This is a genomic window from Roseovarius sp. PS-C2 (assembly GCF_018862045.1).
Lineage (GTDB): Bacteria > Pseudomonadota > Alphaproteobacteria > Rhodobacterales > Rhodobacteraceae > Roseovarius.
In genome coordinates, this window is the sequence record NZ_JAHKSQ010000008.1 from 24,032 (window position 1) to 49,906 (window position 25,875).

Consider the following 25,875-nt stretch of genomic DNA (forward strand, 5'->3'; position numbering starts at 1 on the left):
TGCTGTATGGCGCGCACATCTGAGACGTGACGCTCTGACCCCGGCGCATGTGAGGATGAAGGGGTCGGCGGCAATGGGGCCGCCATTGAAACGGAGGACCCGGGATACGCTCGGGAGGGCCTCCAGCTAGGAAACGATGATGTTCAACGAAGTGAAAAAATCGATCCAGTGGGGCGAAGAAACGCTGACACTGGAAACGGGCAAGGTCGCCCGTCAGGCGGATGGCTCGGTCATCGCCACCCTTGGTGAAACCACGGTCATGGCGAACGTGACCTTTGCCAAATCCCCGAAACCCGGTCAGGATTTCTTTCCGCTGACCGTCCACTATCAGGAAAAATACTATGCCGCGGGCAAGGTGCCCGGCGGCTTTTTCAAGCGCGAGGCACGTCCGACCGAAAAGGAAACGCTGACCGCGCGCCTGATCGACCGTCCGATTCGTCCTCTGTTCGTCGAGGGTTTCAAGAACGAAGTTCTGGTGATGTGCACCGTGCTGTCGCACGATCTGGTCAACGATCCCGATATCGTGGCGATGATTGCCGCGTCGGCCGCGCTGACTATTTCGGGCGCTCCCTTCATGGGGCCGATCGCAGGTTGCCGCGTGGGCTTTGAGGATGGCGAATACATCCTGAACCCCGAGGTCGAAGATATGCACGACCTGCGCAACAACCCCGATCAGCGCCTTGATCTGGTGGTTGCCGGCACCAAAGACGCCGTGATGATGGTTGAATCGGAGGCTTACGAGCTGACCGAAGACGAAATGCTGGGCGCCGTGACCTTCGCGCATGAACAGATCCAGCCAGTGATCGACCTGATCGTCGATCTGGCCGAGGAAAGCGCGAAAGAGCCGTTCGATTTCACCCCGCCGGATTATTCCGAACTGTACGATGCCGTCAAAGCGGCGGGCGAGGACAAGATCCGTTCGGCCTATGCCATCACCGACAAGCAGGAACGCACCACCGCCGTCGCCGCCGCCAAGGAAGCGATCCGCGAGGCGCTGACCGAAGAACAGCTGGAAGATCCCAACCTGGGTTCGGCCCTGAAAAAGCTGGAAGCCACCGTTCTGCGTGGCGACGTGGTGAAATCCGGCAAGCGGATCGACGGGCGCAGCCTCGACACCGTGCGCCCGATCGTGGCTGAAACCGGCTTCCTGCCGCGGACGCACGGCTCGGCACTGTTCACCCGTGGCGAAACGCAGGGCCTTGTCGTGACCACGCTTGGCACCGGCGACGATGAACAGATCATCGACGCCCTGCACGGGAACTTCCGCTCGAACTTCCTGCTGCACTACAACTTCCCGCCCTATTCGGTTGGTGAAGCGGGTCGTGTCGGCCCTCCGGGCCGTCGCGAAGTCGGTCACGGCAAGCTGGCCTGGCGCGCCCTTCAGGCGGTTCTGCCCGCAGCCACCGATTTCCCCTACACGATCCGCGTTGTGTCCGAGATCACGGAATCGAACGGGTCGTCCTCGATGGCCTCCGTCTGTGGCGGGTCGCTGTCGATGATGGATGCCGGTGTGCCGCTCAAGTCGCCGGTCGCCGGCGTGGCGATGGGCCTGATTCTGGAAGACGACGGGGAATATGCCGTTCTGACCGACATTCTGGGTGACGAAGATCACCTTGGTGACATGGACTTCAAGGTGGCGGGCACCGAAAACGGCATCACCTCGTTGCAGATGGACATCAAGGTCGCGGGCATCACCCCCGAGATCATGAAGAAAGCCCTGGCTCAGGCCAAGGATGGCCGGATGCACATTCTGGGCGAGATGTCCAAGGCGTTGACCGAAGCTGGCGATTTCTCGGTTCATGCGCCGCGCATCGAAACCATGAACATCCCCACCGACAAGATCCGCGAAGTGATCGGCTCGGGGGGCAAGGTGATCCGCGAGATCGTGGAAACCAGTGGTGCCAAGGTCGATATCAACGACGATGGCGTCATCAAGATCGCCTCGCCCAACGGCGAAGCCATCCAGAAGGCTTACGAGATGATCCACTCGATCGTCGCCGAGCCCGAAGAAGGTGCGGTCTACAAAGGCAAGGTCGTGAAGATCGTCGATTTCGGCGCCTTCGTGAACTTCTTTGGCAAGCGTGATGGCCTGGTGCATGTCAGCCAGATCGAGAACCGCCGCCTGAACCACCCTTCCGACGTTCTGAAAGAAGGTCAGGAAGTCTGGGTCAAGCTGTTGGGCTTCGATGATCGTGGCAAGGTGCGCCTGTCGATGAAAGTCGTCGATCAGGAAACCGGCGAAGAGATCAAGAAAGAGGAAAACGCCGAGGACTGATTCCCGGCCAATTCCGGCAAGTTATGGCCCCGGCAGCGATGCCGGGGTTTTTTTGTGGACAAGTTGACGTAGCGTAAGCTTTATTTTGCAGCAAAAGGTAAGGAATTCCATACGAGACAAAATTCGAATTCTTCACCATGACCAGAGTTGTGCTTTTGTGCACAGCCGCAACCTTAACGAGTTTCGTGTTCCAGGTTTTCGAGTGACGAGTATTCTGTTCACGGTAGACTGGCTACGCTGACCACTCACGGAAAGAGCGTACCGGTTCAGGCCCCGGCGGACACGCCGGGGTCGACTTTTTTAACGACTATCCGCATGGATCAGATCGGCGGCTTTTTCGGCGATCATTATGGTGGGGGAATTGGTGTTGCCGCTGGTGATGGTCGGCATCACGCTGGCATCCACCACGCGCAACCCCGTGAGCCCCCGCAGGCGCAGGCTGGCATCCAGCGGCGCGCCGTCATCCGCCCCCATATGGACCGTCCCCACCGGGTGAAAGATCGTCGTGCCGATATCGCCAGCGGCTTTCGCCAGCTCGTCTTCGGTTTGCGCGGAAAGACCGGGTTTCATCTCTTCGGGGCGGTAGCGCTGCATCGGGGATTGAGCGACGATGTCGCGTGTCAGCCGGATCGCCGCCGCCGCCACTTGTCTGTCCCCCTCCGTCGACAGGTAATTCGGCGCGATCTCGGGCGCGTCTTGCGGGTTGGCCGAGGTGATTGCGACGTGGCCACGGCTTTCCGGGCGCAGGTTGCAAACGCTGGCCGTCAGGCCGGGGAAATCGTGTAGTGGCTGGCCGAACGCCTCCAGCGTCAGGGGCTGGACATGGAATTCCAGGTCCGGCGTGGCTAGGTCGGGCCGCGATTTCGCAAAGGCGCCCAACTGGCTGGGCGCCATCGACATCGGCCCCGAACGGTTCAGCAAATAGCGCGCCCCGATCGACGCCTTCCCCCATAGCGAATTGGCCATCGTGTTCAGGGTCTTCGCGCCCGACAGCCGCCAGGCACAGCGCAGTTGCAGGTGGTCCTGCAGGTTGCCGCCGATCATCGGCATATCGACGCGCGTTTCAATTCCGTGACGTTGCAGCAGGTCGCCGGGTCCGATGCCCGACAGTTGCAGGATTTGCGGGCTGCCGATTGCACCCGCGCTCAGGATCACCTCGCCCTGCGCATGGGCGGTTTTCACCTCGCCGCCCTGTTCGTATTCCACGCCCACGGCGCGCCCGTTCTCGACGATCACGCGTCGGGTATGGGCCTGGGTTTCGACCTTCAGGGTATCGCCGCTCTGCGCGCCCAGAAACGCTCGCGCCGTGTTCAGCCGCCATCCCTTGCGCTGGTTCACCTTGAAATACCCGACGCCCTCGTTGTCGCCGGTGTTGAAATCGTCGGTTTCCGGCAGGCCCGCCGCCACGGCGGCGTCTTTCCAGTGATCCAGAACGTCCCAGTGCAGGCGTTGATTGTCGACGCGCCATTCACCCCCCGTGCCATGCAGGTCGGATGGGCCATCGACATAATCTTCCGAGCGCTTGAAATAGGGCAGCACATCGTCCCAGCCCCAGCCGGTATTGCCCCTCTGCCGCCAGCCATCGTAATCGGCGGCCTGCCCGCGCACATAGAGCATGCCGTTGATCGAACTGCACCCGCCCAGAACCTTGCCGCGCGGATAGATCAGGGACCGCCCGTTCAGGCCCTTTTCCTCGACCGTGCGAAAACACCAGTCGGTTCGCGGATTGCCGATGCAATAGAGATACCCCATCGGGATGTGAATCCAGTGGTAATTGTCGCGCCCTCCGGCTTCCAGCAGAAGAACCTTGTGACCTTTGCTGCTCAGGCGGTTTGCCAGCACGCAACCGGCGCTGCCCGCGCCAACAATGATATAATCCCATTTCATGGCGCCAAGATTGATCATCCCGCGACCGTTGGCAAGTATCCTGCCCGCAGGAACGGATTAAACCGGCAGGGCCGTGGTGCTGAATACCGTGCGCAAGGCGAAGCTGGATTGCATCTTGGCGACGCCCGGCAATCGCGTCAGGTATTGCCGGTGAATGCGCGCGAAATCCTCGGTGCTTTCGGCGACGACCTTCAGGATGTAATCCGCCGCGCCTGCCGTCAGGTGGCATTCCAGAACGTCAGGGATGCGGGTCACGGCCTTTTCGAAGGCCTCCAGAACCTCGTCGGCTTGTGTGGACAGGGTGATCTCGACAAAGATGGTTGCGGCCACCCCCAGTTTGCGTGCATCCAGAAGGGCGACATAGTCGCGGATATACCCCTCGGCCTCCAACCGCTGCACGCGCCGATGACAGGCACTGGCCGACAGGTTGACGGTTTCGGCCAGATCGGCATTTGAAATGCGTCCGCGTCGTTGCAGGGCCGCCAGTAAACGACGATCCATCGCATCCAGTGCCATATGTGCAAAACCTTTCAGCTCTTGGGTCAATAGTTCGAAGAATATTCACATCAAAGCCGGAATTGCGAGGGATTTTTCAATCCGATTGCGCGCCAGATGCGGCATTATGCCCATCATTCAGGAGAGGAGACCCCCAATGAAAATCGGATGCCCGACCGAAATCAAACCCCAGGAATTCCGCGTCGGGATGACCCCGAACGCCGCGCAAGAGGCCATCGCCCACGGTCACGAGGTGATCGTTCAGGCCGGTGCCGGCACGGGGGCCGGCTTTGAAGATTCGGATTACCTGGCCGCAGGTGCCACGATCCTCGACACCGCCGAGGAAATCTTTGCCGCCGCCGACATGATCGTGAAGGTGAAGGAACCGCAGGCGGCCGAACGCAAGATGCTGCGCGAAGGTCAGGTGTTGTTCACCTATCTGCACCTCGCGCCCGACCCCGCGCAAACCAGGGACCTGCTCGACTCGGGCTGCACCGCCATCGCCTATGAAACCGTCACCGACACTCGCGGCGGTCTTCCCCTTCTGGCGCCGATGTCCGAAGTCGCCGGGCGGCTGGCGCCGCAAAGCGGGGCATGGGCCTTGCAAAAGGCCAATGGCGGCAGTGGTGTGCTGATGGGCGGCGTGCCCGGTGTGCGTCCGGCGAATGTGATGATCGTCGGGGGCGGGGTCGTCGGAACGGCCGCGGCGCGTGTCGCCGTGGGCATGGGGGCCAACGTGACCGTGCTTGACCGTTCGGTGCCGCGCCTGTCCTATCTGGATGACGTGTTCATGGGCCGCCTGACGACGCAGTTCTCGGATCAGGCCTCGCTGGCGGAATTGCTTCCGGCGGCGGACATGGTCATCGGTGCCGTGCTGATTCCGGGGGCGGCGGCCCCCAAGCTGGTGCGCCGCGACCAGTTGGCGATGATGAAGCCGGGGTCCGTGCTTGTGGACGTGGCCATTGATCAGGGCGGATGTTTCGAAACGTCGAAACCCACCACCCATGCCGAGCCGATATACGATGTGGACGGGATCGTGCATTACTGTGTGGCCAACATGCCCGGCGCCGTGGCGCGCACCTCGACCATCGCGCTGGGCAACGCGACCATGCCGTTCATGCTGGCGCTGGCCGACAAGGGCTGGAAACAGGCCTGCGCGGACGATCCGCACCTGCTGAACGGTCTCAATGTCCATGCCGGGCAGTTGACATATTACGCTGTGGGCAAGGCGCTGGGCATCGACGTGATCTCGCCCGAGAAGATCGTCAAAGGCTGAGGCGCGACCTTTCATTGCCTTCAGACGGGGCCGCTTCTTTCGGGCTGGCCCCGTTTTGCGTTTCGCAAAATGGCTTGAGGCGCTGCCCATGCCCGGCTAGGACACCGGGACAAAGGAGTGCAGGACCATGAGCCTCAACACATTCGGACATCTGTTTCGCGTCACCACATGGGGCGAAAGCCACGGACCGGCCCTTGGGGCGACGGTGGATGGCTGCCCGCCGGGTATCGAAATCGACGAGGCGTTCCTGCAACAATGGCTGGACAAGCGCCGTCCGGGCCAGAACAAGAACACCACCCAACGGCAGGAGCCCGATGCGGTCAGGATCCTGTCGGGCGTGTTCGAAGGCCAGACAACCGGCACCCCGATCCAGTTGATGATCGAAAACACCGATCAGCGCTCGCGCGATTACGGCGAGATTTCCCAGACCTTCCGCCCCGGCCATGCCGATATCACCTACCACCAGAAATACGGGCTGCGCGACTATCGCGGCGGCGGGCGCAGTTCGGCGCGTGAAACGGCGGCCCGCGTGGCGGCCGGTGGCGTGGCGCGGGCGGCGCTGAATGCGCTGATTCCGGGGATCGAGATCAAGGGCTACATGACTCGTATGGGCGAGCTGGCCATCGACCGCGAACGGTTTGACTGGGCCGCCATCGACGGTAACGATTTCTGGGTTCCCGACGCCGCTGCCGCGCCCGAATGGGAAGCCTACCTGCAACGGCTGCGCAAGGACAAGAACTCGGTCGGGGCCGAGGTCGAGGTGGTGGCCCGTGGCCTGCCCGCAGGGCTTGGTGCGCCGGTCTATGGCAAGCTCGATACCGATCTGGCCGCCGCGATGATGTCGATCAATGCGGTCAAGGGCGTGGAGATCGGCGAGGGCATGGCCGCCGCGCGCCTCACCGGCACCGAGAATGCCGATGAGATTTTCATGGGTAAGGACGGGCCGGAATATTCCTCGAACCACGCGGGGGGTATCTTGGGCGGTATTTCGACAGGGCAGGACGTGGTGGTGCGTTTCGCAGTCAAGCCGACCTCGTCGATCCTGACGTCGCGCCGCTCGATCCGGTTGGATGGCAGCCCGACCGAAGTCGTGACCAAGGGTCGTCACGATCCCTGCGTCGGCATCCGCGCCGTCCCCGTGGGCGAGGCGATGATGGCCTGTGTGGTGCTGGACCATTTCTTGCTGCATCGCGGACAGGTTGGTGAGGGGCCGCGCGGTACCATCGGGTGATCCGCATCTGCGGCTTTGGCGTGCCGGTTTGCTTGTGTAAGGCCCGACCGCCCTGTTAACCCGACCGGGATCGGTGTCGCGCACCGATGCAATACCGACGTTTTACCGATGTGACGCCGATTGCACATTTTACTGTATGCGTTGGCGTTAACGCTGATTCGCCGGCTTTCAGGCCGAAACCTGTTTCTGGCGTGACAGTTGGACGGCCAGAATACCCACCATGACCACCGCCACCCCGATGATATCCGAGGGGCCGAGCTTCTCGCCAAGGACAACCGCCGCGATGGCGACACCGAAGAACGGGTTGAGGAAATGAAACGTGGCCGCCTTGACCGCGCCGATCCGGTTGACCAGCAGGAACCAGACCAGTGTCGCCGCCAGGCCGGGGACCAGCGTCGTGTAAAGGAAAGCCGCGACCAGGGTCCAGCTCCAGTCGATGATCAGCGGTTCGGTGGCCAGCCCGATCACGCCCAGAACGGCGCTGCCGACAAGCATCTGTAACCCCACGATCATCACGAAATTCCCGCCCGACGTTGCACCGCGCATCGTCAGGGTTGCCAGGGCCAGGGCCAGGGCTCCGCCCACGCACAAGGCCACGCCGTAAAGGTCGGCTCCGCCCTGCAGGCGCGTGCCCATGATGATGCTGACGCCGACGACGCCTGTCACCAGACCCAGGCCTCCGACCGGGCCGATCTTTTCCCCGAAGATGGCCCAGCTTGCCAACCCGACCATGAGGGGCATGCTGGAGGCGACAATGGCGGCAAGAGACGCCTCGATGGTTTGCATGGCCATGAAATTAAGCCCTAAATACAAGGCGTTCTGGCATATTCCAAAGACGATTGTGGCGCGCCATTGCGCGCGCGTCAGACGCCAGGTCTGCCGCAGGGCAAGGGCGATCAGCACCCCGAGCACGCCCGAGATCAGAAAGCGCAGGCTGAGGGCCGTCAAGGGCGGCGCCGAGGCCACGATGATCCGCGCCGTGGTGAAGGCACTGGACCACATGGCGGCAAAGGCCAGCCCCGTCAGGATCGCCCGAATGTTCATTGCCTGCCTCCCAATGGAAAAGGGCCGCCCCTTGTCGGGGCGACCCTTTCCGAAACTTACGCGGTTTTCAAGTTCAGCCGTTGACGCTGTCCTTGAGGGCCTTGGCGATCGTCATCTTGACGACTTTGTCGGCCTCTTTCTTGATCTGTTCGCCGGTGGCGGGGTTACGCACCATGCGCTCGGGGCGCTCGCGGCAATAGATTTTGCCGACGCCGGGCAGGGTGACGGCGCCGCCGCCCGACACTTCGCGCGTGATGATCGAGGTCACGGCATCCAGTGCGGTGCTTGCGGATTTCTTGTCGCTGCCCATTTCTTCGGCCAGGGCCGCTACGAGTTGGGTTTTGGTCATCGGTTTTGCCATTTCATGGTCTCCTTCAACTGCCCGATCTATGGGCCTCATGTGCAGAATTTAACTGTATCTTGTGACCAAACACAACGAATAGTGGCGAAAAGCAAGTGTTTTTCATGGATTTTGCGGTGATTTTCGCAACGTCAGAGAAAAGCCGTCTCGCTGAAGCTGCGCAATTTGCGGCTGTGGATACGCTCCAGGGGCATCTGGCGCAAGCTTTCCATGGCGCGAATGCCGATCATGAGATGCCGTGCCACCTGCGTTTTATAGAAATCCGAGGCCATGCCCGGCAGCTTCAATTCGCCATGCAGCGGCTTGTCCGAGACGCAAAGCAACGTCCCATAGGGCACACGAAACCGGAATCCGTTCGCCGCGATCGTGGCGCTTTCCATGTCCAGTGCGATGGCGCGCGACTGGCTGAGCCGCTGCACCGGGCCGGATTGGTCGCGCAGTTCCCAGTTGCGATTGTCGAAACTCGCCACGGTGCCGGTGCGCATGACCTGTTTCAGGTCATAGCCTTCCATCTGGGTTTCGGTTTCGACAGCCTCTTCCAGGGCGATCTGTATCTCGGCAAGGGCCGGGATCGGCACCCATGACGGCAGGTCGGCATCCAAAACGCGATCCTCTCGCAGATAGGCATGCGCCAGCACGAAATCGCCCAGCCTCTGGGTATTGCGCAGCCCGGCGCAATGCCCGACCATAAGCCATGCATGAGGGCGCAAGACGGCGATGTGATCAGTGGCCGTTTTGGCGTTTGACGGGCCAATGCCGATATTGACCAGCGTGATCCCCGATCCATCCGCGCGTTTCAGGTGAAACGTGGGCATCTGGGGTTGTTTGGCCGATATCGGCAAGGGTTGATCGGCTGCCGTGATGGTTACGTTCCCGGTGCCGACAAACTCGGTATAGCCGCTGTCGGGATCGCCAAGCATCTCGCGGGCATAGGCCTCGAATTCCGAGACATAGAACTGGTAGTTCGTGAACAGAACGTGGTTCTGGAAATGTCCGGGGTCTGTCGCCGTGTAGTGCGACAGACGCGCCAGAGAGTAATCGACGCGTTGCGCGGTGAACAATGCCAGCGGCTCGGAGCCATCCGGCGCGGGGTGATGGGTGCCGTTGACGATGTCGTCATTGGTGGTGCCAAGATCGGGTACGTCGAACACATCGCGCAGGGTGAATTCCGCCGCCCCTTCCTGCGGCACGGTGATCGACGGATCGTTCGCCACGGCAAAATGAATGGGAATGGGAGTGTCCGATTGGCCAATGGTGATCGGAACGCCGTGGTTTTCCAGCAACAGGCCGATCTGCTGTTCCAGATAGCCACGAAACAGATCGGGCCGGGTAATCGTGGCCGTATGCGTGCCTGGTGCCGCGACATGGCCGAAACTCAGGCGGCTGTCGACCTGCGCATAGCTGGCCGTGGTAATGCGGATTTCGGGATAAAATGCGCGGATGCGCTGTAGCGGCTGTTTGCCGCGCATGACCTGATTGAACGCCTCGCACAGAAAGCCGGTCGCCGTCTCATACATCTGGATGAGATGATCGACGGCCTGTCCGGCATCGGTGAACTGTTGCGGTTCAGGTTGCTCCGGCGTTTGAAACCGGACGCCTGCATCATTGGGAGTCATGCGCAATCCTTGCGGGTCGTGTCGGGTCCGACGTTGACATGGGGGCGGGGGGCAATCAACCATTCCCGCGACGGTCGGACGGTAAGGCGTGGTGCTTCATGGACTATGAAACGGTCAGCCCCGAGGTATTCGGCGCATCCTTGCGCGGGTTCGGATTCAATATTCTGGTAACGGATGTGCCGCGCAGCGCGCGGTTTCTGGAAACGGTGTTCGGGATGACCGCACATCGGGTTTCGGCCGATTTCGCGATCATGGCCCACGGGACGCATGTGATGCAGTTGCACGCAGACGGTACCTATGTTGAAAATCCCCTGCTGACCCTGTTGCCCGAGAACCCGCCGCGCGGCGCGGGGGTCGAGATCAGGCTCTATGATTGCGACCCCGACCTGGCCGCCAGCCGGGCCGAGGATGCAGGTGGCACCATCCTGCAAACCCCACCGACAAGCCTCACGGGCTACGCGAATGTTACATTCTGTGCGCCGATGGCTATGCGTGGGTGCCATCCCGGCCATTGTCGGGTGTGGCAGGATGATCAGGCCGGGCGCAGGCCGGTTTCCACCAGCAGGCCCTTGCGCTTGGCTTCGTAATAATAGCCGCGCGCATACCACATGATCGCCTCATCGGGATCACCGTCAGCCACCAGATATGCGCCGCGCAGATACTTGACCGCGTATTTCAAGTTGGTTTCGGCATCCAGCAGATCATCGGGGTGACCGCGAAATCCCATGGTGCGCGCGGTTTGCGGCAGGATTTGCAACAGCCCGTAATATGGGCCGTTGCGCGCCCAGGGCCGGTGTGTGCTTTCGCGGATGGCCAGCCGGTGCACCAGCGAACTGGGAACCTGATACAGATCGGAATATTTGTTGATCAGGCGTCGTAGCTCGGGCGTTTCGTTGGGGTAAAGCGGCGGCATGGCCGGGCCGCTGGTGGCCGCGACGGGGCTGCGTTTGGACGAGGCGCATCCCGACATCAGGGCAGCGCTGATCAGGGCAAGGGCGGAACGGCGGGTCAGGTTGGCCATGGGATCTCCGGCAAGAGTTTGGCGCAGTTTGCCACCGATGGCGACGGATAGGCCAGAGCCCGCGGCATGCGGCGGCGAAAGGTCGCCGGCGTCTTCGCCCTTGCCTTTGCGCCTCGTATGTCCAATTCATGCCCCATGACCAAGACACTTCTTTCTTTCGGGCATGGGTATTCGGCCCGTGCGCTGGCACGGCGGCTGCTGCCGCAGGGCTGGACGATCTACGGCACCACCCGCAACCCGGACAAGGCAGACAACCTTCGCGCCGAGGGCGTGACGCCCATCCTGTGGCCCAATGGCGATCTGTCCACGGCATTCGATACGGCCACGCATCTGCTGATTTCGGCCGGGCCGGATGCTGAGGGCGATCCGGTTCTGAACCTGTATCATGACAGGATCGCGGCAATCGCCCCGCGGCTGGAGTGGGCAGGGTATCTGTCGACCACCGGAGTGTATGGCGATCATCAGGGCGGTTGGGTCACCGAGGACACCCCCCTTACCCCGTCCACCCGGCGCGGTCAGATGCGTGTAGATGCCGAGGCCGCATGGCGAGCCATTCCAAATCTGCCGCTGCATATCTTTCGGCTGGCAGGCATTTACGGCCCCGGTCGCGGCCCGTTCGAAAAGGTCCGGCAGGGGACGGCCCGGCGCATCGTCAAGCCGGGGCAGGTTTTCAGCCGCATCCATGTCGACGACATCGCGCAGGTTCTCGAGGCTTCGATCCGGCAACCAAATCCCGGCGCGGCTTATAATGTCTGTGACAATGACCCGGCCCCGCCGCAGGACGTGATCGGCTATGCGGCCGGGTTGCTGGGCCTGCCCGCCCCGCCCGAGGTGCCATTCGACGAAGCCGGGATGACCCCCATGGCGCGTAGCTTCTATGCTGAATCCAAGCGTGTGGACAACACCAGGATCAAGCAGGAACTAGGCGTCAGTCTGATCCATCCCGACTATCGCAGCGGCTTGAAAGCCCTGCTCGAGGCGACTGGCGACGCCTGATCCCGATCGGCGCGGACGGGTGAGGTGATTTACCCCATGGCAAGGGCCGGGTGTGGCGGTAATCTTGTCCCGGCAGGTATCGGAGATCAGCGGTTGCGCCGAGTGGTACTCATATCCGGAGGGGTGACCCTTGTCGCGGGGCAGGCATTTGCGCATGCCTCCGAACAGGGGTTCGTGCTGTTGCTGCCCACGGATATCTACAGCGCCGCCGGAGTGGCCGTTGTTGCCCTGACCGTGATTTTGCTGGCTGTCCTGCCGTCCTGGGTGGCGACTCGGTTGTTTCATCCGTTCGCGATAATTCCGCGCCCTGATATTGCGTTGCACCATGTGACAAGCTGCCTGTCCGCTTTACTTGTCGCGTTTCTGGTATGGCGCGGTCTGACCGGAACGCACGATCCGCTGGTCAATCCGCTGCCATTGTTCATCTGGGTGGTCTGGTGGGTTGCGATGGTGTCTCTGCAGGGGATCATCGGCAATCACTGGCGCTGGACCAACCCCTGGACCGGCCCGGCCGCCGTTTTGGGCCGATTGACCGGCTCAACCGCCTTGATGCGGTATCCATCGGTGCTGGGGTATGCGCCTGGTATTGTTATTTTCCTTGGATTCGGTGGTTTCTTGCTGGCCGATCCCGCGCCGACCGATCCGGGGCGGCTGGCCTTGGTGGTGGGAGGCTACTGGTATCTGACGCTGATGGGGGTCACGCTGTTTGGACCGCGCTGGATGGTGCGGGGCGAAGCGCTGACCATCCTGATGCGCGCCTATGCCCGTGTCGGCCTGCTGGGGCGCCTGCGCGGGCGTATCGCCGTGGGCCTGTGGGGCTGGCAAGGGCTGACACGGCCGCAGGTCTCGGGCGGGCTGGCGGTGTTCATTATCCTCATGCTGGGCACCGGCAGTTTCGACGGAGTAAACGAAACCTTCCTGTGGATGGGGTTTCTCGGGATCAACCCGCTGGAATTTCCCGGTCGCTCCGCTGTTATCACGCAGAACCTCGTGGGTATGCTGGTGGCCAACCTGGCTCTGATCATGGTTTTCGCCGCCTGCCTAGCGTTCGGCGAGCGGCTGGCCGGAACGCGCCGGCCCACAGCCGAAGCGGTCCGACTTTTCGCGCCGTCGCTCCTGCCGATTGCCCTAGCCTATCACATCGCACATTATCTGACGGTGCTGCTGGTCGACGGTCAGTATGTGATCGCCTGGCTGACCGATCCGCTGAACACCGGCGCCGACCTGTTGGGGCTGGGGGATTTTCACGTGACAACCGGGTTCCTGAATACACCTGCAACGGTCAAACTGATCTGGCTGACGCAGGCAGGCGCGGTGGTGATCGGCCATGTGATCGCGATTTTGCTGGCTCATGCGGTGGCGGTGCGTGGACATGGCAGCAACTGGCGGGCCATACTGGGGCAAGCGCCGCTGGCGGCGTTCATGATCGGGTACACGTTTTTCGGGCTCTGGCTGCTGGCCTCCCCCAGAGGCGTCTGAACCCGGTTGCGCAAACATGTAAAAATATCTTGCAATAAAGATAAGCAAAAGTTTCACAATATGGTCAGTCGCAGGACAGAGGAACATTCGCAATGACTGAGAACTCCAAAGGCCCGTCGCGCCGCGTGGCGCTCAAGACACTGGCCGGAGGCGCGGCAGCTGCCGCCACCATGCCGCTTTGGGCGCGCTATACCCATGCCCAAAGCGCCGAACCGATCCGTATCGGGTTTCAGGTGCACCGTACCGGCATCGGGGCCGCTTATGGCCGCTGGTATGATCGCACGACCCAGGCTGCCGTGCGCCTGATCAACGAGGCTGGCGGCATCAATGGCCGCCCGGTCGAAATCGTGGCCGAGGACGATGGCACCGATCCCAAGCGCGGCGCCGAGGTGGTCGAGAAATTCGCAACGCAGCACAATTGCGATATCGCTTTCGGTACGCTGTTTTCGCATGTGGTGACGGGCTCGGCCCCGCGGGCGGGGGAATTGAAACTGCCGTATTTCGTGGTTTCCGAAGGCCACCACGTCGCCAGCGGTATCCTGAACCGCTACACGCTTCAGCCCGGTATCACCGATGTGAAAAGTCAGGTCATGTCGATGGCCCCATTCGTGACTGAAAATCTTGGCAAGAAGGTCACGCTGATTTTCCCCGATTATGCGTTCGGTCACGATCATCGCGATTTCTTTTCACAGGCAGTCGAGGCGCAGGGCGGTGAGGTCGTGGCCAAGCTGGCCATCCCGCCGACCGAAACCTCGTTCACCAAGTATTTCCCGAAGATCCCGCGCGATACCGAGGTGATCTATCACGTCATGGTCGGCCCGGCCGTTCTGACCTTCGTCAAGGAAATGGGCGAATTCTTCGGGGGGCAGGGCCCGCAACTGTTCGGGTTCATCGACAGCCTCGAAGCCGTGGCCATCGACAGCCCCGGCCTTGAGTTCCTCGAAGGCACCCATTTCTGGGAGGGCATGCCGCGCCACGCGCAGCCCGATCAGACCGAGTTTGAAAAGTTCTACCGCGAACAAGTGGGCGTGGATGATCGCGGCGCGTCAATCAGCGATCCCACAGATGTATCCACCTATGGCCACATGTTTGGATGCTGGGAAACGCTTTATGTCGTGAAGAACGGCATGGAGGCTGCGGGGTATCAGGGGCCGCAAGACCGCGCCGCATTGATCGAGGCGGTCGAGGCCATGACGACCATGCCGCATTCCAATGAGCACCCCCAAGGGCCCAAGATGTTCAACGGCAAGACCCATCAGGTCTTTGGTCAGCAACACATCTCGCGAGTCGAGAATGGAAATCTGGTCAAGGTTCACACCACATCGATCGAGGATACATTCTATCCTGACGAGGTGGATTACACCAAACAGCCGCTTTGATCGCGGTGTGAGGCGGCGTCAGCCAAGCATGGCCAGCGTCGCCTCACACGGGTTTCCGTCATAGAACCCGTCAAGAATTTGCTCGAAAACCGGGTCGTTCCCCGCCGCAGCAAACAATGTCGCGCATGACCGCAGTTTGAGCGCGTCGACCGGCCCAAGAATGGCCTCGGGCGGTGTGCCTGAATGGTCCAGCATGGCGCGGCTGATTTCGCTCAGGCGCGAACCCAGAACCGGATGGGCCAGATAGGCCCGTGCCTCATCCAGATCGGCAATGCCATAGTGCTGTGCGGTGGGGGAATGGCCCAAACCACATAGCTGGGGAAAGACGTACCACATCCAATGCGATGTCTTGCGCCCCGCCCTGATCTCCTCCAGCGGGCGGGGCCAGACACGCGCCTGAGCGTCCGTAAAACGCTCAAGGCTCATTTCAGGATACCGGGCAGGTTCAGCCCGTGCTCGCGTGCGCAATCCAGAGCGATGTCATAGCCCGCATCGGCATGGCGCATGACGCCTGTGGCCGGGTCGTTCCACAAAACCCGTTCGATCCGGCGGTCGGCGTCTTCTGTTCCGTCGCAACAGATGACCATTCCCGAATGCTGGCTGAACCCCATGCCCACGCCACCGCCGTGATGCAGGCTGACCCAGGTCGCGCCGCTCGCGGTGTTCAGCAGCGCGTTCAGCAATGGCCAGTCGCTCACCGCGTCCGAACCGTCCTTCATCCCTTCGGTTTCGCGATTGGGCGAGGCGACCGAGCCGCTGTCCAGATGATCCCGCCCGATCACCACGGGTGCCGACAATTCGCCAGTGCGGACCATCTCGTTGAACGCCAGCCCGAGTTGGTGCCGCAGGCCCAGACCAACCCAACAGATCCGCGCCGGCAAGCCCTGAAACGCGATCCGCTCTCGCGCCATGTCCAGCCAGTTGTGCAGGTGTGGATCGTCGATCAACTCCTTCACCTTGGCATCGGTTTTATAGATATCCTCGGGATCGCCCGACAGAGCGCACCAGCGGAACGGCCCGATTCCCTGGCAGAACAGCGGGCGGATATAGGCGGGCACGAAACCGGGAAAGGCAAAGGCATCTTCCAGCCCCTCGTCCTTGGCCACCTGCCGGATGTTGTTGCCATAATCCAGCGTCGGAACCCCTGCGTTCCAGAAATCCACCATCGCCTGCACGTGCACCCGCATCGAGGCGCGGGCGGCCTTTTCCACGGCCTTTGGGTCGCTATCCTGTTTGGCGCGCCATTCGGCCACGCTCCAGCCTTGTGGCAGGTAGCCGTGCACAGGGTCGTGCGCACTGGTCTGGTCGGTCACGATATCAGGCCTCACGCCGCGCCGGACCAGTTCGGGAAACACATCCGCCGCATTGCCGATCAGCGCCACCGATTTCGCCTCGCCCGCCTTGGTCCAGCGGTCGATCATCTGCAATGCGTCGTCAAGGCTGTGGGTGATCTCGTCCACATAGCGCGTGCGCTTGCGGAACTCTGCGCGGCTTTCGTCGCATTCCACGGCCAGACAGCAGGCCCCGGCCATAACTGCCGCCAGCGGTTGCGCACCGCCCATGCCGCCAAGGCCCCCGGTCAATATCCAGCGGCCCGTCAGGGTGCCGTCGTAATGCTGGCGTCCGGCCTCGACAAAGGTTTCGTAGGTGCCCTGCACGATGCCCTGAGACCCGATATAGATCCACGATCCCGCAGTCATCTGGCCGTACATCATCAGGCCCTTCTTATCGAGTTCGCTGAAGTGATCCCAGTTGGCCCAGTGGGGGACGAGGTTGGAATTGGCGATCAACACGCGTGGCGCATCCTTGTGGGTGCGGAACACGCCCACCGGCTTGCCCGACTGCACCAGCAGGGTTTCGTCCTCGTCCAGCCCTTTCAGTGTGGAAACGATCCGGTCGTAATCCTCCCATGTGCGTGCCGCGCGCCCGATGCCACCATAGACCACCAGTTCATGCGGATTTTCCGCCACGTCCGGGTGCAGGTTGTTCATCAGCATCCGCATCGGGGCCTCGGTCACCCAATGCTTGGCACTGATCTGCGTGCCGGTGTCGGGATAGATGTCTCGGGCGTTGTGACGAGGGTCGGTCATGTCAATGCTCCTTCAAGGGCCAGACGCTCCAGGCGGTGCAGGATGTCGGAAAGATGTGGGCGCAGGGCTTCGGCGCGGTCATGCAGATAGGGCCATGGCGCGGCTTCCTCCATGTAGGTGGACTGGGCCAGTTCCATCTGAATCGCGTGGATGCCCGTTTCGGGCTGTCCGTAGTGACGTGTGGTCCAGCCGCCCTTGAACCGGCCATTCACGATGGTGCTGTAACCCTGTGCCGCGCGGCAAACCTGTTCGACCTTCTCGGCAATGACGGGCGCGCAGGTGGCGCCGTTGTTCGTGCCGATGTTGAAGTCGGGTAATGTGCCGTCGAACAGATATTCAATACGTGATCGTATTGAATGGCAGTCATACAGAATCGCGACACCATGCCTGGCTTTGACGCGGGCAAGTTCAGCCTCCAGTGCGGCATGATATGGGGCATGCCATGTTTCGCGCCGATGTTCGACCTCGCCGCCAGACGGGGGATGGCTCCAGATCGGCTCGCCCTCGAAATCCGTAAATGGAACAAGGCCCGTCGTGTTCTGACCGGGATACAGGCTTTGCCCTGAAGGATCGCGATTGGCGTCGATCACATAGCGGTGGAACGTGGCGCGTACCGTGGTCACGCCGGCCAGCAACCCGTCATACAGTTTGTGAATATTCCAATCGGTATCGGCCAGTGCCTTGCCCAGGTCATTCAGTTTATTGCGAATGTCCGCCGGAACATACGTTCCCGTATGCGGTAATCCCAAAACCACCGGGCTGTCGCCCGAGACAATTTCGACAGGGTCCATCACATCTCTCCTATTTGCATGGTCAGCCCGGCGGCGGATACCAGATCGCCACCGCGCACCAGCGCCGCAGCGCTTTCCAAATCCGGCGCCAGATAACGGTCCGCTTCGATTGCCGGAATGGCCTCGCGCAGTCGCGCGATGACACGTTGCAGAGGCACGCTGGTTTTCAAAGGCGCCCGAAACCCGATACCCTGCACGCCGCAAATCGCCTCGACCCCGAGGATCGCGTTCAGGTTCGCGTTCATCCTTGTCAGGCGTCGCGCCGCATGGGCCGCCATGCTGACATGGTCCTCCTGATTGGCGCTCGTGGGGGTGCTGTCGGTGGTGCAGGGATTGGCCAGATGCTTGTTTTCGCTCATCAGTGCGGCGGTGGTGACCTCGGCAATCATCAGGCCCGAGTTCAGCCCCGGTTCCGGCGTCAGGAACGGCGGCAGATCGAAGCTCAGGTTCGGGTCCACCATCAGCGCCACACGGCGCTGCGCAATGGCGCCGATCTCGGAAATGGCCATGGCGATCTGGTCGGCGACAAAGCCGACGGGTTCGGCATGGAAATTCCCTCCGGAGACGATACGCCCCTCGCCGACCAGCACCAGGGGGTTGTCGGTCACGGCGTTCGCTTCGATCTGCAGAACGTCGCCCGCGCGGCGCAACAGGTTGATGGCCGCGCCGCTGACCTGTGCCTGACAGCGGATGCAATAGGGGTCCTGGACGCGGGCGTCGCCCTCGCGATGGCTCTCGCGGATTTCGCTGCCGTCCATCAGGGCGCGCTGTGCGCGTGCGGCATGAATTTGTCCGGGATGGCCGCGCAACGTGTGGATGTCATCCAGCAAGGGCGCGGTCGATCCCATGATCGCATCCGTCGAAAGCCCCGCCGTCACGATGCAGTTTTGCGCATTGCGCCAGGCCCCCCATAGCCCGACCAGCGCACAGGCGGTTGAAAACTGCGTCCCATTGATCAGCGCCAGCCCTTCCTTGGGGCCAAGAACGATGGGCTCCAACCCTGCGCGCCGCAGCGCCTCGGCGCCCGGCAGGCGGGTATCGCCGGCCCATGCCTCCCCTTCACCGATCATCACGGCGGCCATATGGGCCAAGGGCGCCAGATCGCCCGACGCCCCGACCGATCCTTGATCGGGAACAACCGGAATGACATCGGCGGCCAGCATCGCCTCGATCAACTCGATGGTCTGCCACGCCACGCCCGACGCCCCCCGGCCCAGTGACATCAGCTTCAGAACCATCATCAGGCGCGTTGTGGCCACATCGAGCGCTTCGCCCACACCGCAGCAATGCGACAGGATCAGGTTGCGTTGCAGCGTGGCGGTTTGATCGGCGGGAATCTTGACGCTGGCCAGTTTGCCAAAGCCGGTATTCACGCCATAGATCGCCTGATCGCCTTCGGCGGCCTTGCGAACCAGATCGGCTGCGGCTTCGACCTGCGGGCGCACCATACGGTCAAGTATGGCATTGCGCCGTTCGCACCAGATCGTTTCAAGTTGATCCAGTCGAACCGTTCCGGGAACAAGAGTCTCGGTCATTCCTTCCCTCCGAAAATCCGCTGATACAGCGGGTTGAAACCGATGCGGTATGCCAGTTCTGCGGGTTGCACGACGTTCCAGATCGCCAGATCGGCCCGTTGCCCCGCAGCGACCTGCCCGCTATCGCTCAGCCCAAGGGCGCGGGCCGCGTTGCGGGTGACACCGGCAAGCGCCTCGGCCGGGGTAAGGCCGAACAGGGTGCAGCCCATGTTCATGGTCAGCAACAGCGAGGACAAAGGCGATGAGCCGGGATTGCAATCGGTGGCCAGCGCCATCGGCACGCCGTGCTTGCGAAAGGCATCGACCGGGGGTTTTTGCGTTTCATGCAGTGTGTAGAACGCGCCCGGCAGCAATACCGCCGTCCCCCCCGATCGCGCCAGGGCTTCGGCATCCGCCTCACCGGCATATTCCACATGATCCGCAGACAATGCCCTGTAGCGCGCGGCCAGTTGTGTGCCGCCCGACTGGCTCAGTTGTTCGGCATGTAACTTGACGGGCAATCCAAGGCGCTGCGCCTCTTGAAAGACGGGTTCGATCTGCTCGGGGGTAAAGGCGATCCCCTCGCAGAACCCATCCACCGCATCGACCAGCCCTTCGGCGGCCGCCTGCCGTAATGCGGGGATGCAGACCTGTTGAATATACATGTCGGGATTGCCCTGCATCTCCTGCGGCACCGCGTGCGCCCCCAGAAAACTCGTACAGATACGAACCGGGCGGACCTGCCCGATGCGTCGCGCCACGCGCAGCATTTTCAACTCGGTCTCGATATCCAGCCCATAGCCTGATTTTATCTCGATCACCGAAACGCCCTCGGCAATCAGGGCATCCGCGAACCGCAGCGCGCTACGCAGCAATTCATCCTCGCTGGCCGCGCGGGTGGCCCGCACGGTGGATACAATACCGCCGCCCGCGCGTGCCACCTCCTCATAGCTGGCCCCGCCAAGGCGCATCTCGAACTCGCCCGCGCGGTCGCCGCCATGCACGATATGGGTATGGCAATCTATCAGGGCCGGGGTGATCAGCCGCCCCTCCATGTTTTCGCCTTGCAGGTCATGGGTGGCGGGCAGGTCCGCCTCGGGCCCGACCCACGCGATCCGGTCGCCTTCGATCAGCACAGCGCCCTTGTCGATCAGCCCATAATCCGGGCCGTCGCACATTGTGGCTATTCGTGCGTTTCGCAGAAGCATGTCGAAACCTTGTTGATTTGCGAGTCGTTTGATGTCATTATGTCTAGACATAATAATTGCGTCAAGACGGGAGTTGGGGATGACACAAATCTGGGCCGAACAGGCGCTGCTGCCTTCTGGATGGGCGCGGGATGTTTGCGTCACGCTCGACACGTCCGGGCGCATCGCGTCGGTCGCCGCAGATCGGCCTGTCTGCGGCTATCGCACGGGCATCCTGTTGCCGGCCCCGGCCAATGCGCATTCGCACGCGTTTCAGCGGGCCATGGCCGGCCTGACCGAAGGGCGCGGCCCCGATCCGCGTGACAGTTTCTGGACCTGGCGCAAACTGATGTATCGCTTTCTTGATCGGCTGGACCCGGAGCAGGTGCAGGCCATTGCAGCCCTTGTGCAGATGGAAATGCTCGAAGCCGGGTACGCCACGAATGTCGAATTCCACTACCTGCACCATGCGCCGGGCGGTGTGCCCTATGACATACTGTCTGAGATGGCACAGCGTATCGTGGCGGCGGCGCAGGTTACGGGGATCGGCCTTACCCTGTTGCCCGTGCAATACCAGTTCGGGGGGTGTGACCGGCGCGACCTGACCGCGGGTCAGATCCGTTTTGGCAACGATCCCGAGCGTTTCGCGCGATTGGTCGAAGACTCGCGGCAGGCGCTTGCTGCGTTGTCCTCCGATGCGCGCCTTGGCGTGGCCCCGCACAGCCTGCGCGCCGTTACCCCGCAGGATGTGGCGCGCGCGCCGGAACTGGCTCAGGACGGGCCGGTTCATATGCATCTGGCCGAACAACTGGCCGAGGTCGAAGAAGTGCAGGGCGCGCTTGGGGCTCGCCCGGTCGAATGGCTTCTGGACAATGTGCCTGTCGATGAAAACTGGTGCCTGATCCATTGCACGCAGATGCAGCCTCATGAAACCGAAGGACTGGCAAAGACCGGGGCCGTTGCCGGGCTGTGTCCGATCACCGAATCCAGCCTTGGAGACGGGATATTCGACGGGGTCCGCTGGTTGCAGGCCGGTGGCCGGATCGCCGTGGGCTCGGATTCCAATATCCGCATCTCGCTGTCCGAAGAGCTGCGCACGCTGGAATATTCGCAACGGCTGCGCGACCGGTCGCGCGCAGTTCTGGCCACGCCCGAAAAATCCACGGGCCGCCGCCTGTTCGATGCGATCTGTTCAGGTGGGGCGCAGGCCGCCGGGCGCGATAGCGGGCGGATTGCCGAGGGCGCGTTTGCCGATCTGCTGGCGCTGGATGCGGGGCATGTCGATCTGACGGATCAACAGGGCGACACGTTGCTGGATTGCTGGCTGTTCGCGGGCAGCGACGCGATGGTGCGCGATGTCTGGTCGGCGGGGCGTCATGTGGTTCAGGATGGCCGCCACCATGCGCGCGACCGGATATTGCGCGATTACGCTCGCGCCATGAAACCACTGCGCGAGGCCCTATGACCAAACACCATGTCAAAGGCTGGCAGGCCATTCAGGACGAAGTTCTGCGCCGTATTCATGCGCGCGAATGGCCACCGGGCCATGTCATCCCGAACGAGGTGGATCTGGCGCAGGAATTCGGCTGTGCCCGTGCCACGGTGAATCGCGCCCTGCGCGCCTTGGCCGAAGAGGGGCTGCTGGACCGTCGCCGCAAGGCGGGCACGCGCGTGGCGCTGCATCCGGTCACCCGCGCGACCGTCGATATTTCCGTTATCCGTCAGGAAATCGAAGAACGCGGCCAGCATTATGACTACCGCCTTCTGGCATGCGATACCGCCAGCCCGCCAGCCCCGGTGCGGGCAACTCTTGGGGCCGGGCCCGCCCTGCATGTCACCGCGCTGCACAGTGGCGATGGCGCGCCCTATGTTTTCGAGGATCGCTGGATCAGCCTGAAAACCACCCCCGACGCACGCGGGGCCGATTTCACCGGGATCAGCGCGAACGAATGGCTCTTGGCCCATGCGCCCTATACCCACGGGGATATCGCATTTTCTGCCGAAGCGGCCTCGGCGCAGGATGCCAGCCTGTTGAACACCGCAGAGGGTGCTCCGCTTTTCGTGGTCTCGCGGACCACATGGGATCACGATTGCGCCGTCACCGCCGTTCGGCTGGCCTATGCCCCTGGATACCGGATTCATACCCGGATCGGAGCACAGAGCGACAGCGCCGGATAAAATCCGGCTCAGCTATCGCTGTCGCGGGCATAGACATCCTCGTAGCGGATGATGTCATCCTCGCCCAGATAGCTGCCGGTCTGCACTTCGATCAGAACCATCGGCACCTTGCCGGGGTTTTCCATCCGGTGCACGGCGCCGAGCGGGACGTAGACGGACTCGTTCTCGCTGACCAGTTTGATCTCTTCGTCAATGGTGACCTTGGCCGTACCGGACACCACGATCCAATGTTCGGCGCGGTGCAAGTGGCTTTGCAGGCTCAGGGCCGCGCCGGGTTTCACGACGATCCGCTTGACCTGAAACCGGTCGGACAGGGCCAGCGTTTCGAAATATCCCCAAGGGCGATGATCGCGGGCAAAGCTGTCGGCTTGCGCCACGCCCTTGGCACGCAATGTCTTGACCACCTGGCCCACATCCTGCGTGCGGCTCATGTCGGCGACCAGCACGGCATCGGGCATCGCCACTACCAGGGTATTCTTCAGGCCCAGACCGACCAGTTCCAACCCCTCGCTCTCCGAGCGCAACAGCGCATTCTCGCACTCGATCGCCGTAACCGGCCCCGAAGTGGCAACCCCATCGCTGTCGACACCGCTTTCCTGTTGAACCGCCGCCCAGCTTCCCAGATCCGACCAATGCCCCGTGAATGGAACGACCGACAGGTTCCCGGCCTTTTCCATTACTGCGAAGTCGATCGAAATGCTGTCCGCCGTGGCCCATGCGGCAGGATCGAGGCGCAGGAAACCCAGATCGCTTTTGGCGTCGTCAACTGCCCGTTGCACAGGTGACATGAGGTTGGGGGCGTGATCCGCATAGGCGTCGATGATCGCCTGCGCCGAAAACAGGAAAATCCCCGCATTCCACAGAAAATTGCCAGCTTCGACCATGCCTTTCGCGGTCTTGCCGTCCGGCTTTTCGACAAAGCGCAGTAACGGCTTGGCCGTGCCCGAGGTGTCGGGCGCGCTTTCCAGTTCCAGATACCCATAGCCGGTTTCAGGATGCGTGGGCGCGATGCCGAAGGTCACAAGCCGCCCGCTTTCGACAGCGGCGACACCCACCTGAATTGCCGCATGAAAGGCCGGGGTATCCGGGATCACATGATCGGACGGTGCAACCAGCAACAGCGCGTTGGGATCGGTGGCCGCAACATGCAATGCGGCGGCCAGAACGGCAGGGGCGGTATTGCGGGCTTCGGGCTCGATCAGCACGGCACCGGGGTCGATCCCGGCCTGCAGCAACTGTTCCGTGACCATGAAACGGAAATCGGTATTCGTCAGCACGACCGGCGGTGCGAATTGCAGTGTTTCGGTGTTGCCGCTCAGACGTTTGGCACATGACTGCAACAGGCTGTCCGGCCCGGTGATGCGGGCGAACTGCTTGGGATAGCCCTTGCGCGACAGCGGCCAGAGCCGCGTGCCGGACCCACCGCAAAGGATCACTGGTGTAATGGATTGCATGGCTGCCCGCCCTCGTGATTGACAGTCACAGTTAAACTGCATCGGGGCGATCAGGGCAAGCCATCGGCACTGTCCCGTTACGCTTAGCTTTCGCGTTCGACTGCTGCGACAACGGTGTTCAGCACACGATCCAGCAATGCGGGGTCCACGGCCTCTGCCATGACCCGGATCAGGGGTTCGGTCCCCGATTTGCGGATCAGCAACCGGCCATCGCGGCCAAGGGTTTTCTCGGCTTCGGCAATCGCCTCCTGCACCGGGGCGGTCTCCAGCGGGGCCTTGCCCGGCTCATAGCGCACATTGATCAGTTTTTGCGGCACGGGCTCGAACACGCGGGCCAGATCGCTGGCCTTGCGTCCTGTTTCCACCATGCAGGCAAGGAATTGCAGCGCGCCGATCAACCCGTCGCCGGTGGTGGCGTAATCGGTCATCACGATATGACCCGACTGTTCGCCGCCCAGGTTGTGATCGCCGCTACGCATTTCCTCGACCACATAGCGATCTCCGACCGAGGTGCGCTTGAGGTCGATGCCGCGGTCGTTCAGGAACCGCTCGAGCCCCAGGTTGGACATGACCGTCGCCACAAGGGTATTCCCGGCCAGCCGTCCACCTTCGGCCCACCGCGAGGCGATCAGCCCCATAATCTGGTCGCCATCGGCCACCTGGCCTTTCTCGTCGATCAGAACCACCCGGTCGGCATCGCCATCAAGGCAGATGCCGATATCGGCGCGGGTCTCGATCACCTTCCTGACGGCTGCCGCCGGTTGGGTCGATCCGCAATTCTGATTGATGTTGGTGCCATCGGGTTCGACCCCTAGGGCAATCACCTCGGCGCCCAGTTCCCACAGCACTGCCGGGGCTGTCTTGTAGGCCGCGCCGTTTGCGCAATCCACCACGATGCGCAGCCCATCGAGCCTCCGGCGTGACGGAAAGGTCGTCTTGGCATATTCCACATAGCGTCCACGGGCATCCTCGAACCGCTTGGCACGGCCGATGTTTTCGGGTGCGGTCGGTGCGACGCCCTCGCTCATCAGGGCTTCGATGCCCGCCTCGGCGTCATCGCTCAGCTTGAATCCGTCAGGGCCGAAGAACTTGATGCCGTTGTCACTGGCCGGGTTGTGGCTGGCCGAGATCATCACGCCCACATCGGCGCGCAGGCCATGCGTCAGGTATCCGATGGCCGGGGTCGGCATCGGGCCCAGCAGGAACACGTTCATCCCCGTCGAGGTGAATCCGGCGGTCAGCGCATTCTCGATCATGTAGCCAGACAGGCGCGTGTCCTTGCCGATCACCACGCGGTGATCCTGCTTGTCGCGCCGGAAATAACGGCCTGCCGCCTCGCCCAGTTTCAGGGCCATTTCCGCTGTCATCGGCCAGCTGTTGGCGCGGCCCCTGACACCATCGGTGCCGAAAAGTTTCTGCGACATGATCGCGATCCTTCATGGTCTGACCGGGGCAATGTCGTGCCCCTGATATTCGATGTCTTTCCTTAGCCTTGCTGCAGGCTCGTGTCCAACACGCGCTGTAGGGGCGCTGCAAAGCCGTGCAATCGGGCCCACGGCCCCGCGGGATCGGGCTCCATCGGCTTCGCCATGATTGACGCG

The 25,875-nt window shown here is 62.2% G+C and carries 21 protein-coding genes and 1 pseudogene; 9 read left to right on the plus strand and 13 right to left on the minus strand.

From position 1 onward, the window contains the following. The first annotated feature begins 139 nt into the window (after positions 1-139). Positions 140-2,275, plus strand: a complete 2,136-nt coding sequence (pnp, locus tag KPG71_RS15200; protein WP_216338854.1) for a polyribonucleotide nucleotidyltransferase — start codon at positions 140-142, stop codon at positions 2,273-2,275. A gap of 300 nt (positions 2,276-2,575) precedes the next feature. On the opposite strand, the gene KPG71_RS15205 is transcribed toward pnp, so the two are convergent. Together KPG71_RS15205 and KPG71_RS15210 are read right to left on the minus strand one after the other, a co-directional pair. Further along, positions 2,576-4,162, minus strand: coding sequence for a GMC family oxidoreductase (locus KPG71_RS15205; RefSeq protein ID WP_216338855.1), 1,587 nt, complete (start codon positions 4,160-4,162; stop codon positions 2,576-2,578). A 57-nt stretch (positions 4,163-4,219) separates the two neighbouring features. Beyond that, complete coding sequence (locus KPG71_RS15210) at positions 4,220-4,678, minus strand: Lrp/AsnC family transcriptional regulator (protein ID WP_073035740.1); 459 nt, start codon at positions 4,676-4,678, stop codon at positions 4,220-4,222. 136 nt (positions 4,679-4,814) lie between these two features. On the opposite strand from KPG71_RS15210, the gene ald reads away from it, so the two are divergent. Beyond that, positions 4,815-5,933: an alanine dehydrogenase gene (gene ald, locus KPG71_RS15215; RefSeq protein ID WP_216338856.1), complete on the plus strand. Its 1,119-nt coding sequence runs from the start codon at positions 4,815-4,817 to the stop codon at positions 5,931-5,933. Between the two features lie 127 nt (positions 5,934-6,060). Continuing rightward, positions 6,061-7,164 carry a chorismate synthase gene (aroC, locus tag KPG71_RS15220; protein WP_216338857.1) on the plus strand — a complete coding sequence of 368 codons (1,104 nt, stop codon included), beginning with the start codon at positions 6,061-6,063 and terminating at the stop codon, positions 7,162-7,164. A gap of 168 nt (positions 7,165-7,332) precedes the next feature. Here the strand turns inward: aroC and KPG71_RS15225 are convergent, their stop codons facing one another. The 3 genes from KPG71_RS15225 to KPG71_RS15235 form a co-directional block, all read right to left on the minus strand. Then, positions 7,333-8,208, minus strand: a complete 876-nt coding sequence (locus KPG71_RS15225; RefSeq protein ID WP_216338858.1) for a DMT family transporter — start codon at positions 8,206-8,208, stop codon at positions 7,333-7,335. Between the two features lie 73 nt (positions 8,209-8,281). Then, complete coding sequence (locus KPG71_RS15230) at positions 8,282-8,569, minus strand: HU family DNA-binding protein (protein WP_216338859.1); 288 nt, start codon at positions 8,567-8,569, stop codon at positions 8,282-8,284. A gap of 131 nt (positions 8,570-8,700) precedes the next feature. Then, positions 8,701-10,185 (minus strand): AMP nucleosidase, encoded by a 1,485-nt coding sequence (locus KPG71_RS15235; RefSeq protein WP_216338860.1) that lies wholly within the window; start codon positions 10,183-10,185, stop codon positions 8,701-8,703. Positions 10,186-10,283: 98 nt separating this feature from the next. On the opposite strand from KPG71_RS15235, the pseudogene KPG71_RS15240 reads away from it, so the two are divergent. Continuing rightward, positions 10,284-10,717: pseudogene (locus KPG71_RS15240) on the plus strand (VOC family protein). On the opposite strand, the gene KPG71_RS15245 reads toward KPG71_RS15240, so the two are convergent. Continuing rightward, positions 10,718-11,206: a transglycosylase SLT domain-containing protein gene (locus KPG71_RS15245; protein ID WP_216338861.1), complete on the minus strand. Its 489-nt coding sequence runs from the start codon at positions 11,204-11,206 to the stop codon at positions 10,718-10,720. It abuts the pseudogene before it with no gap. A 135-nt stretch (positions 11,207-11,341) separates the two neighbouring features. Between KPG71_RS15245 and KPG71_RS15250 the strand changes: the two genes are divergently transcribed. The 3 genes from KPG71_RS15250 (at position 11,342) to KPG71_RS15260 (ending at position 15,060) form a co-directional block, all read left to right on the plus strand. After that, on the plus strand, positions 11,342-12,202 hold the full coding sequence (locus tag KPG71_RS15250) for an SDR family oxidoreductase (RefSeq protein ID WP_216338862.1): 861 nt from the start codon (positions 11,342-11,344) through the stop codon (positions 12,200-12,202). A gap of 102 nt (positions 12,203-12,304) precedes the next feature. Further along, a complete protein-coding gene (locus tag KPG71_RS15255; RefSeq protein WP_367397366.1) occupies positions 12,305-13,681 on the plus strand; it encodes a hypothetical protein in 1,377 nt (458 codons plus the stop codon). 92 nt (positions 13,682-13,773) lie between these two features. Then, positions 13,774-15,060, plus strand: a complete 1,287-nt coding sequence (locus KPG71_RS15260; RefSeq protein WP_216338864.1) for an ABC transporter substrate-binding protein — start codon at positions 13,774-13,776, stop codon at positions 15,058-15,060. An 18-nt stretch (positions 15,061-15,078) separates the two neighbouring features. Here the strand turns inward: KPG71_RS15260 and KPG71_RS15265 are convergent, their stop codons facing one another. The 5 genes from KPG71_RS15265 to hutI are packed head-to-tail and all read right to left on the minus strand — an operon-like array spanning position 15,079 to position 20,663. After that, positions 15,079-15,486, minus strand: coding sequence for a DUF1810 domain-containing protein (locus KPG71_RS15265; protein ID WP_216338865.1), 408 nt, complete (start codon positions 15,484-15,486; stop codon positions 15,079-15,081). Then, the gene (gene hutU, locus KPG71_RS15270) at positions 15,483-17,150 is read right to left on the minus strand and encodes a urocanate hydratase (RefSeq protein WP_216338866.1); all 1,668 of its coding nucleotides are present in this window, start codon (positions 17,148-17,150) and stop codon (positions 15,483-15,485) included. The genes KPG71_RS15265 and hutU overlap by 4 nt, the downstream gene beginning before the upstream one ends. Further along, on the minus strand, positions 17,147-17,941 hold the full coding sequence (gene hutG / locus KPG71_RS15275; protein ID WP_216338867.1) for an N-formylglutamate deformylase: 795 nt from the start codon (positions 17,939-17,941) through the stop codon (positions 17,147-17,149). Before hutG ends, hutU begins: the two co-directional genes overlap by 4 nt. Further along, on the minus strand, positions 17,941-19,476 hold the full coding sequence (gene hutH / locus KPG71_RS15280; protein WP_216338868.1) for a histidine ammonia-lyase: 1,536 nt from the start codon (positions 19,474-19,476) through the stop codon (positions 17,941-17,943). The genes hutG and hutH overlap by 1 nt, the downstream gene beginning before the upstream one ends. Further along, a complete protein-coding gene (gene hutI, locus KPG71_RS15285) occupies positions 19,473-20,663 on the minus strand; it encodes an imidazolonepropionase (protein WP_216338869.1) in 1,191 nt (396 codons plus the stop codon). The genes hutH and hutI overlap by 4 nt, the downstream gene beginning before the upstream one ends. Before the next feature lie 79 nt (positions 20,664-20,742). Here hutI and KPG71_RS15290 point away from each other — a divergent pair, with 79 nt between their 5' ends. Next, complete coding sequence (locus tag KPG71_RS15290; RefSeq protein WP_216338882.1) at positions 20,743-22,107, plus strand: formimidoylglutamate deiminase; 1,365 nt, start codon at positions 20,743-20,745, stop codon at positions 22,105-22,107. After that, positions 22,104-22,820, plus strand: a complete 717-nt coding sequence (locus KPG71_RS15295) for a GntR family transcriptional regulator (protein ID WP_216338884.1) — start codon at positions 22,104-22,106, stop codon at positions 22,818-22,820. Before KPG71_RS15290 ends, KPG71_RS15295 begins: the two co-directional genes overlap by 4 nt. A gap of 8 nt (positions 22,821-22,828) precedes the next feature. Here the strand turns inward: KPG71_RS15295 and KPG71_RS15300 are convergent, their stop codons facing one another. Next, positions 22,829-24,274: a mannose-1-phosphate guanylyltransferase/mannose-6-phosphate isomerase gene (locus KPG71_RS15300; RefSeq protein WP_216338886.1), complete on the minus strand. Its 1,446-nt coding sequence runs from the start codon at positions 24,272-24,274 to the stop codon at positions 22,829-22,831. An 83-nt stretch (positions 24,275-24,357) separates the two neighbouring features. Next, positions 24,358-25,698, minus strand: a complete 1,341-nt coding sequence (gene glmM, locus KPG71_RS15305; RefSeq protein WP_216338888.1) for a phosphoglucosamine mutase — start codon at positions 25,696-25,698, stop codon at positions 24,358-24,360. Positions 25,699-25,875 lie beyond the last annotated feature (177 nt).

Bases quoted from the DNA above. Each gene is read 5' to 3' on its own strand.
- pnp (WP_216338854.1), top strand. From the start codon at position 140: ATGTTCAACGAAGTGAAAAAATCGATCCAGTGGGGCGAAGAAACGCTG.
- KPG71_RS15205 (WP_216338855.1), bottom strand. From the start codon at position 4,162: ATGAAATGGGATTATATCATTGTTGGCGCGGGCAGCGCCGGTTGCGTG.
- KPG71_RS15210 (WP_073035740.1), bottom strand. From the start codon at position 4,678: ATGGCACTGGATGCGATGGATCGTCGTTTACTGGCGGCCCTGCAACGA.
- ald (WP_216338856.1), top strand. From the start codon at position 4,815: ATGAAAATCGGATGCCCGACCGAAATCAAACCCCAGGAATTCCGCGTC.
- aroC (WP_216338857.1), top strand. From the start codon at position 6,061: ATGAGCCTCAACACATTCGGACATCTGTTTCGCGTCACCACATGGGGC.
- KPG71_RS15225 (WP_216338858.1), bottom strand. From the start codon at position 8,208: ATGAACATTCGGGCGATCCTGACGGGGCTGGCCTTTGCCGCCATGTGG.
- KPG71_RS15230 (WP_216338859.1), bottom strand. From the start codon at position 8,569: ATGGCAAAACCGATGACCAAAACCCAACTCGTAGCGGCCCTGGCCGAA.
- KPG71_RS15235 (WP_216338860.1), bottom strand. From the start codon at position 10,185: ATGACTCCCAATGATGCAGGCGTCCGGTTTCAAACGCCGGAGCAACCT.
- KPG71_RS15245 (WP_216338861.1), bottom strand. From the start codon at position 11,206: ATGGCCAACCTGACCCGCCGTTCCGCCCTTGCCCTGATCAGCGCTGCC.
- KPG71_RS15250 (WP_216338862.1), top strand. From the start codon at position 11,342: ATGACCAAGACACTTCTTTCTTTCGGGCATGGGTATTCGGCCCGTGCG.
- KPG71_RS15260 (WP_216338864.1), top strand. From the start codon at position 13,774: ATGACTGAGAACTCCAAAGGCCCGTCGCGCCGCGTGGCGCTCAAGACA.
- KPG71_RS15265 (WP_216338865.1), bottom strand. From the start codon at position 15,486: ATGAGCCTTGAGCGTTTTACGGACGCTCAGGCGCGTGTCTGGCCCCGC.
- hutU (WP_216338866.1), bottom strand. From the start codon at position 17,150: ATGACCGACCCTCGTCACAACGCCCGAGACATCTATCCCGACACCGGC.
- hutG (WP_216338867.1), bottom strand. From the start codon at position 17,941: ATGGACCCTGTCGAAATTGTCTCGGGCGACAGCCCGGTGGTTTTGGGA.
- hutH (WP_216338868.1), bottom strand. From the start codon at position 19,476: ATGACCGAGACTCTTGTTCCCGGAACGGTTCGACTGGATCAACTTGAA.
- hutI (WP_216338869.1), bottom strand. From the start codon at position 20,663: ATGCTTCTGCGAAACGCACGAATAGCCACAATGTGCGACGGCCCGGAT.
- KPG71_RS15290 (WP_216338882.1), top strand. From the start codon at position 20,743: ATGACACAAATCTGGGCCGAACAGGCGCTGCTGCCTTCTGGATGGGCG.
- KPG71_RS15295 (WP_216338884.1), top strand. From the start codon at position 22,104: ATGACCAAACACCATGTCAAAGGCTGGCAGGCCATTCAGGACGAAGTT.
- KPG71_RS15300 (WP_216338886.1), bottom strand. From the start codon at position 24,274: ATGCAATCCATTACACCAGTGATCCTTTGCGGTGGGTCCGGCACGCGG.
- glmM (WP_216338888.1), bottom strand. From the start codon at position 25,698: ATGTCGCAGAAACTTTTCGGCACCGATGGTGTCAGGGGCCGCGCCAAC.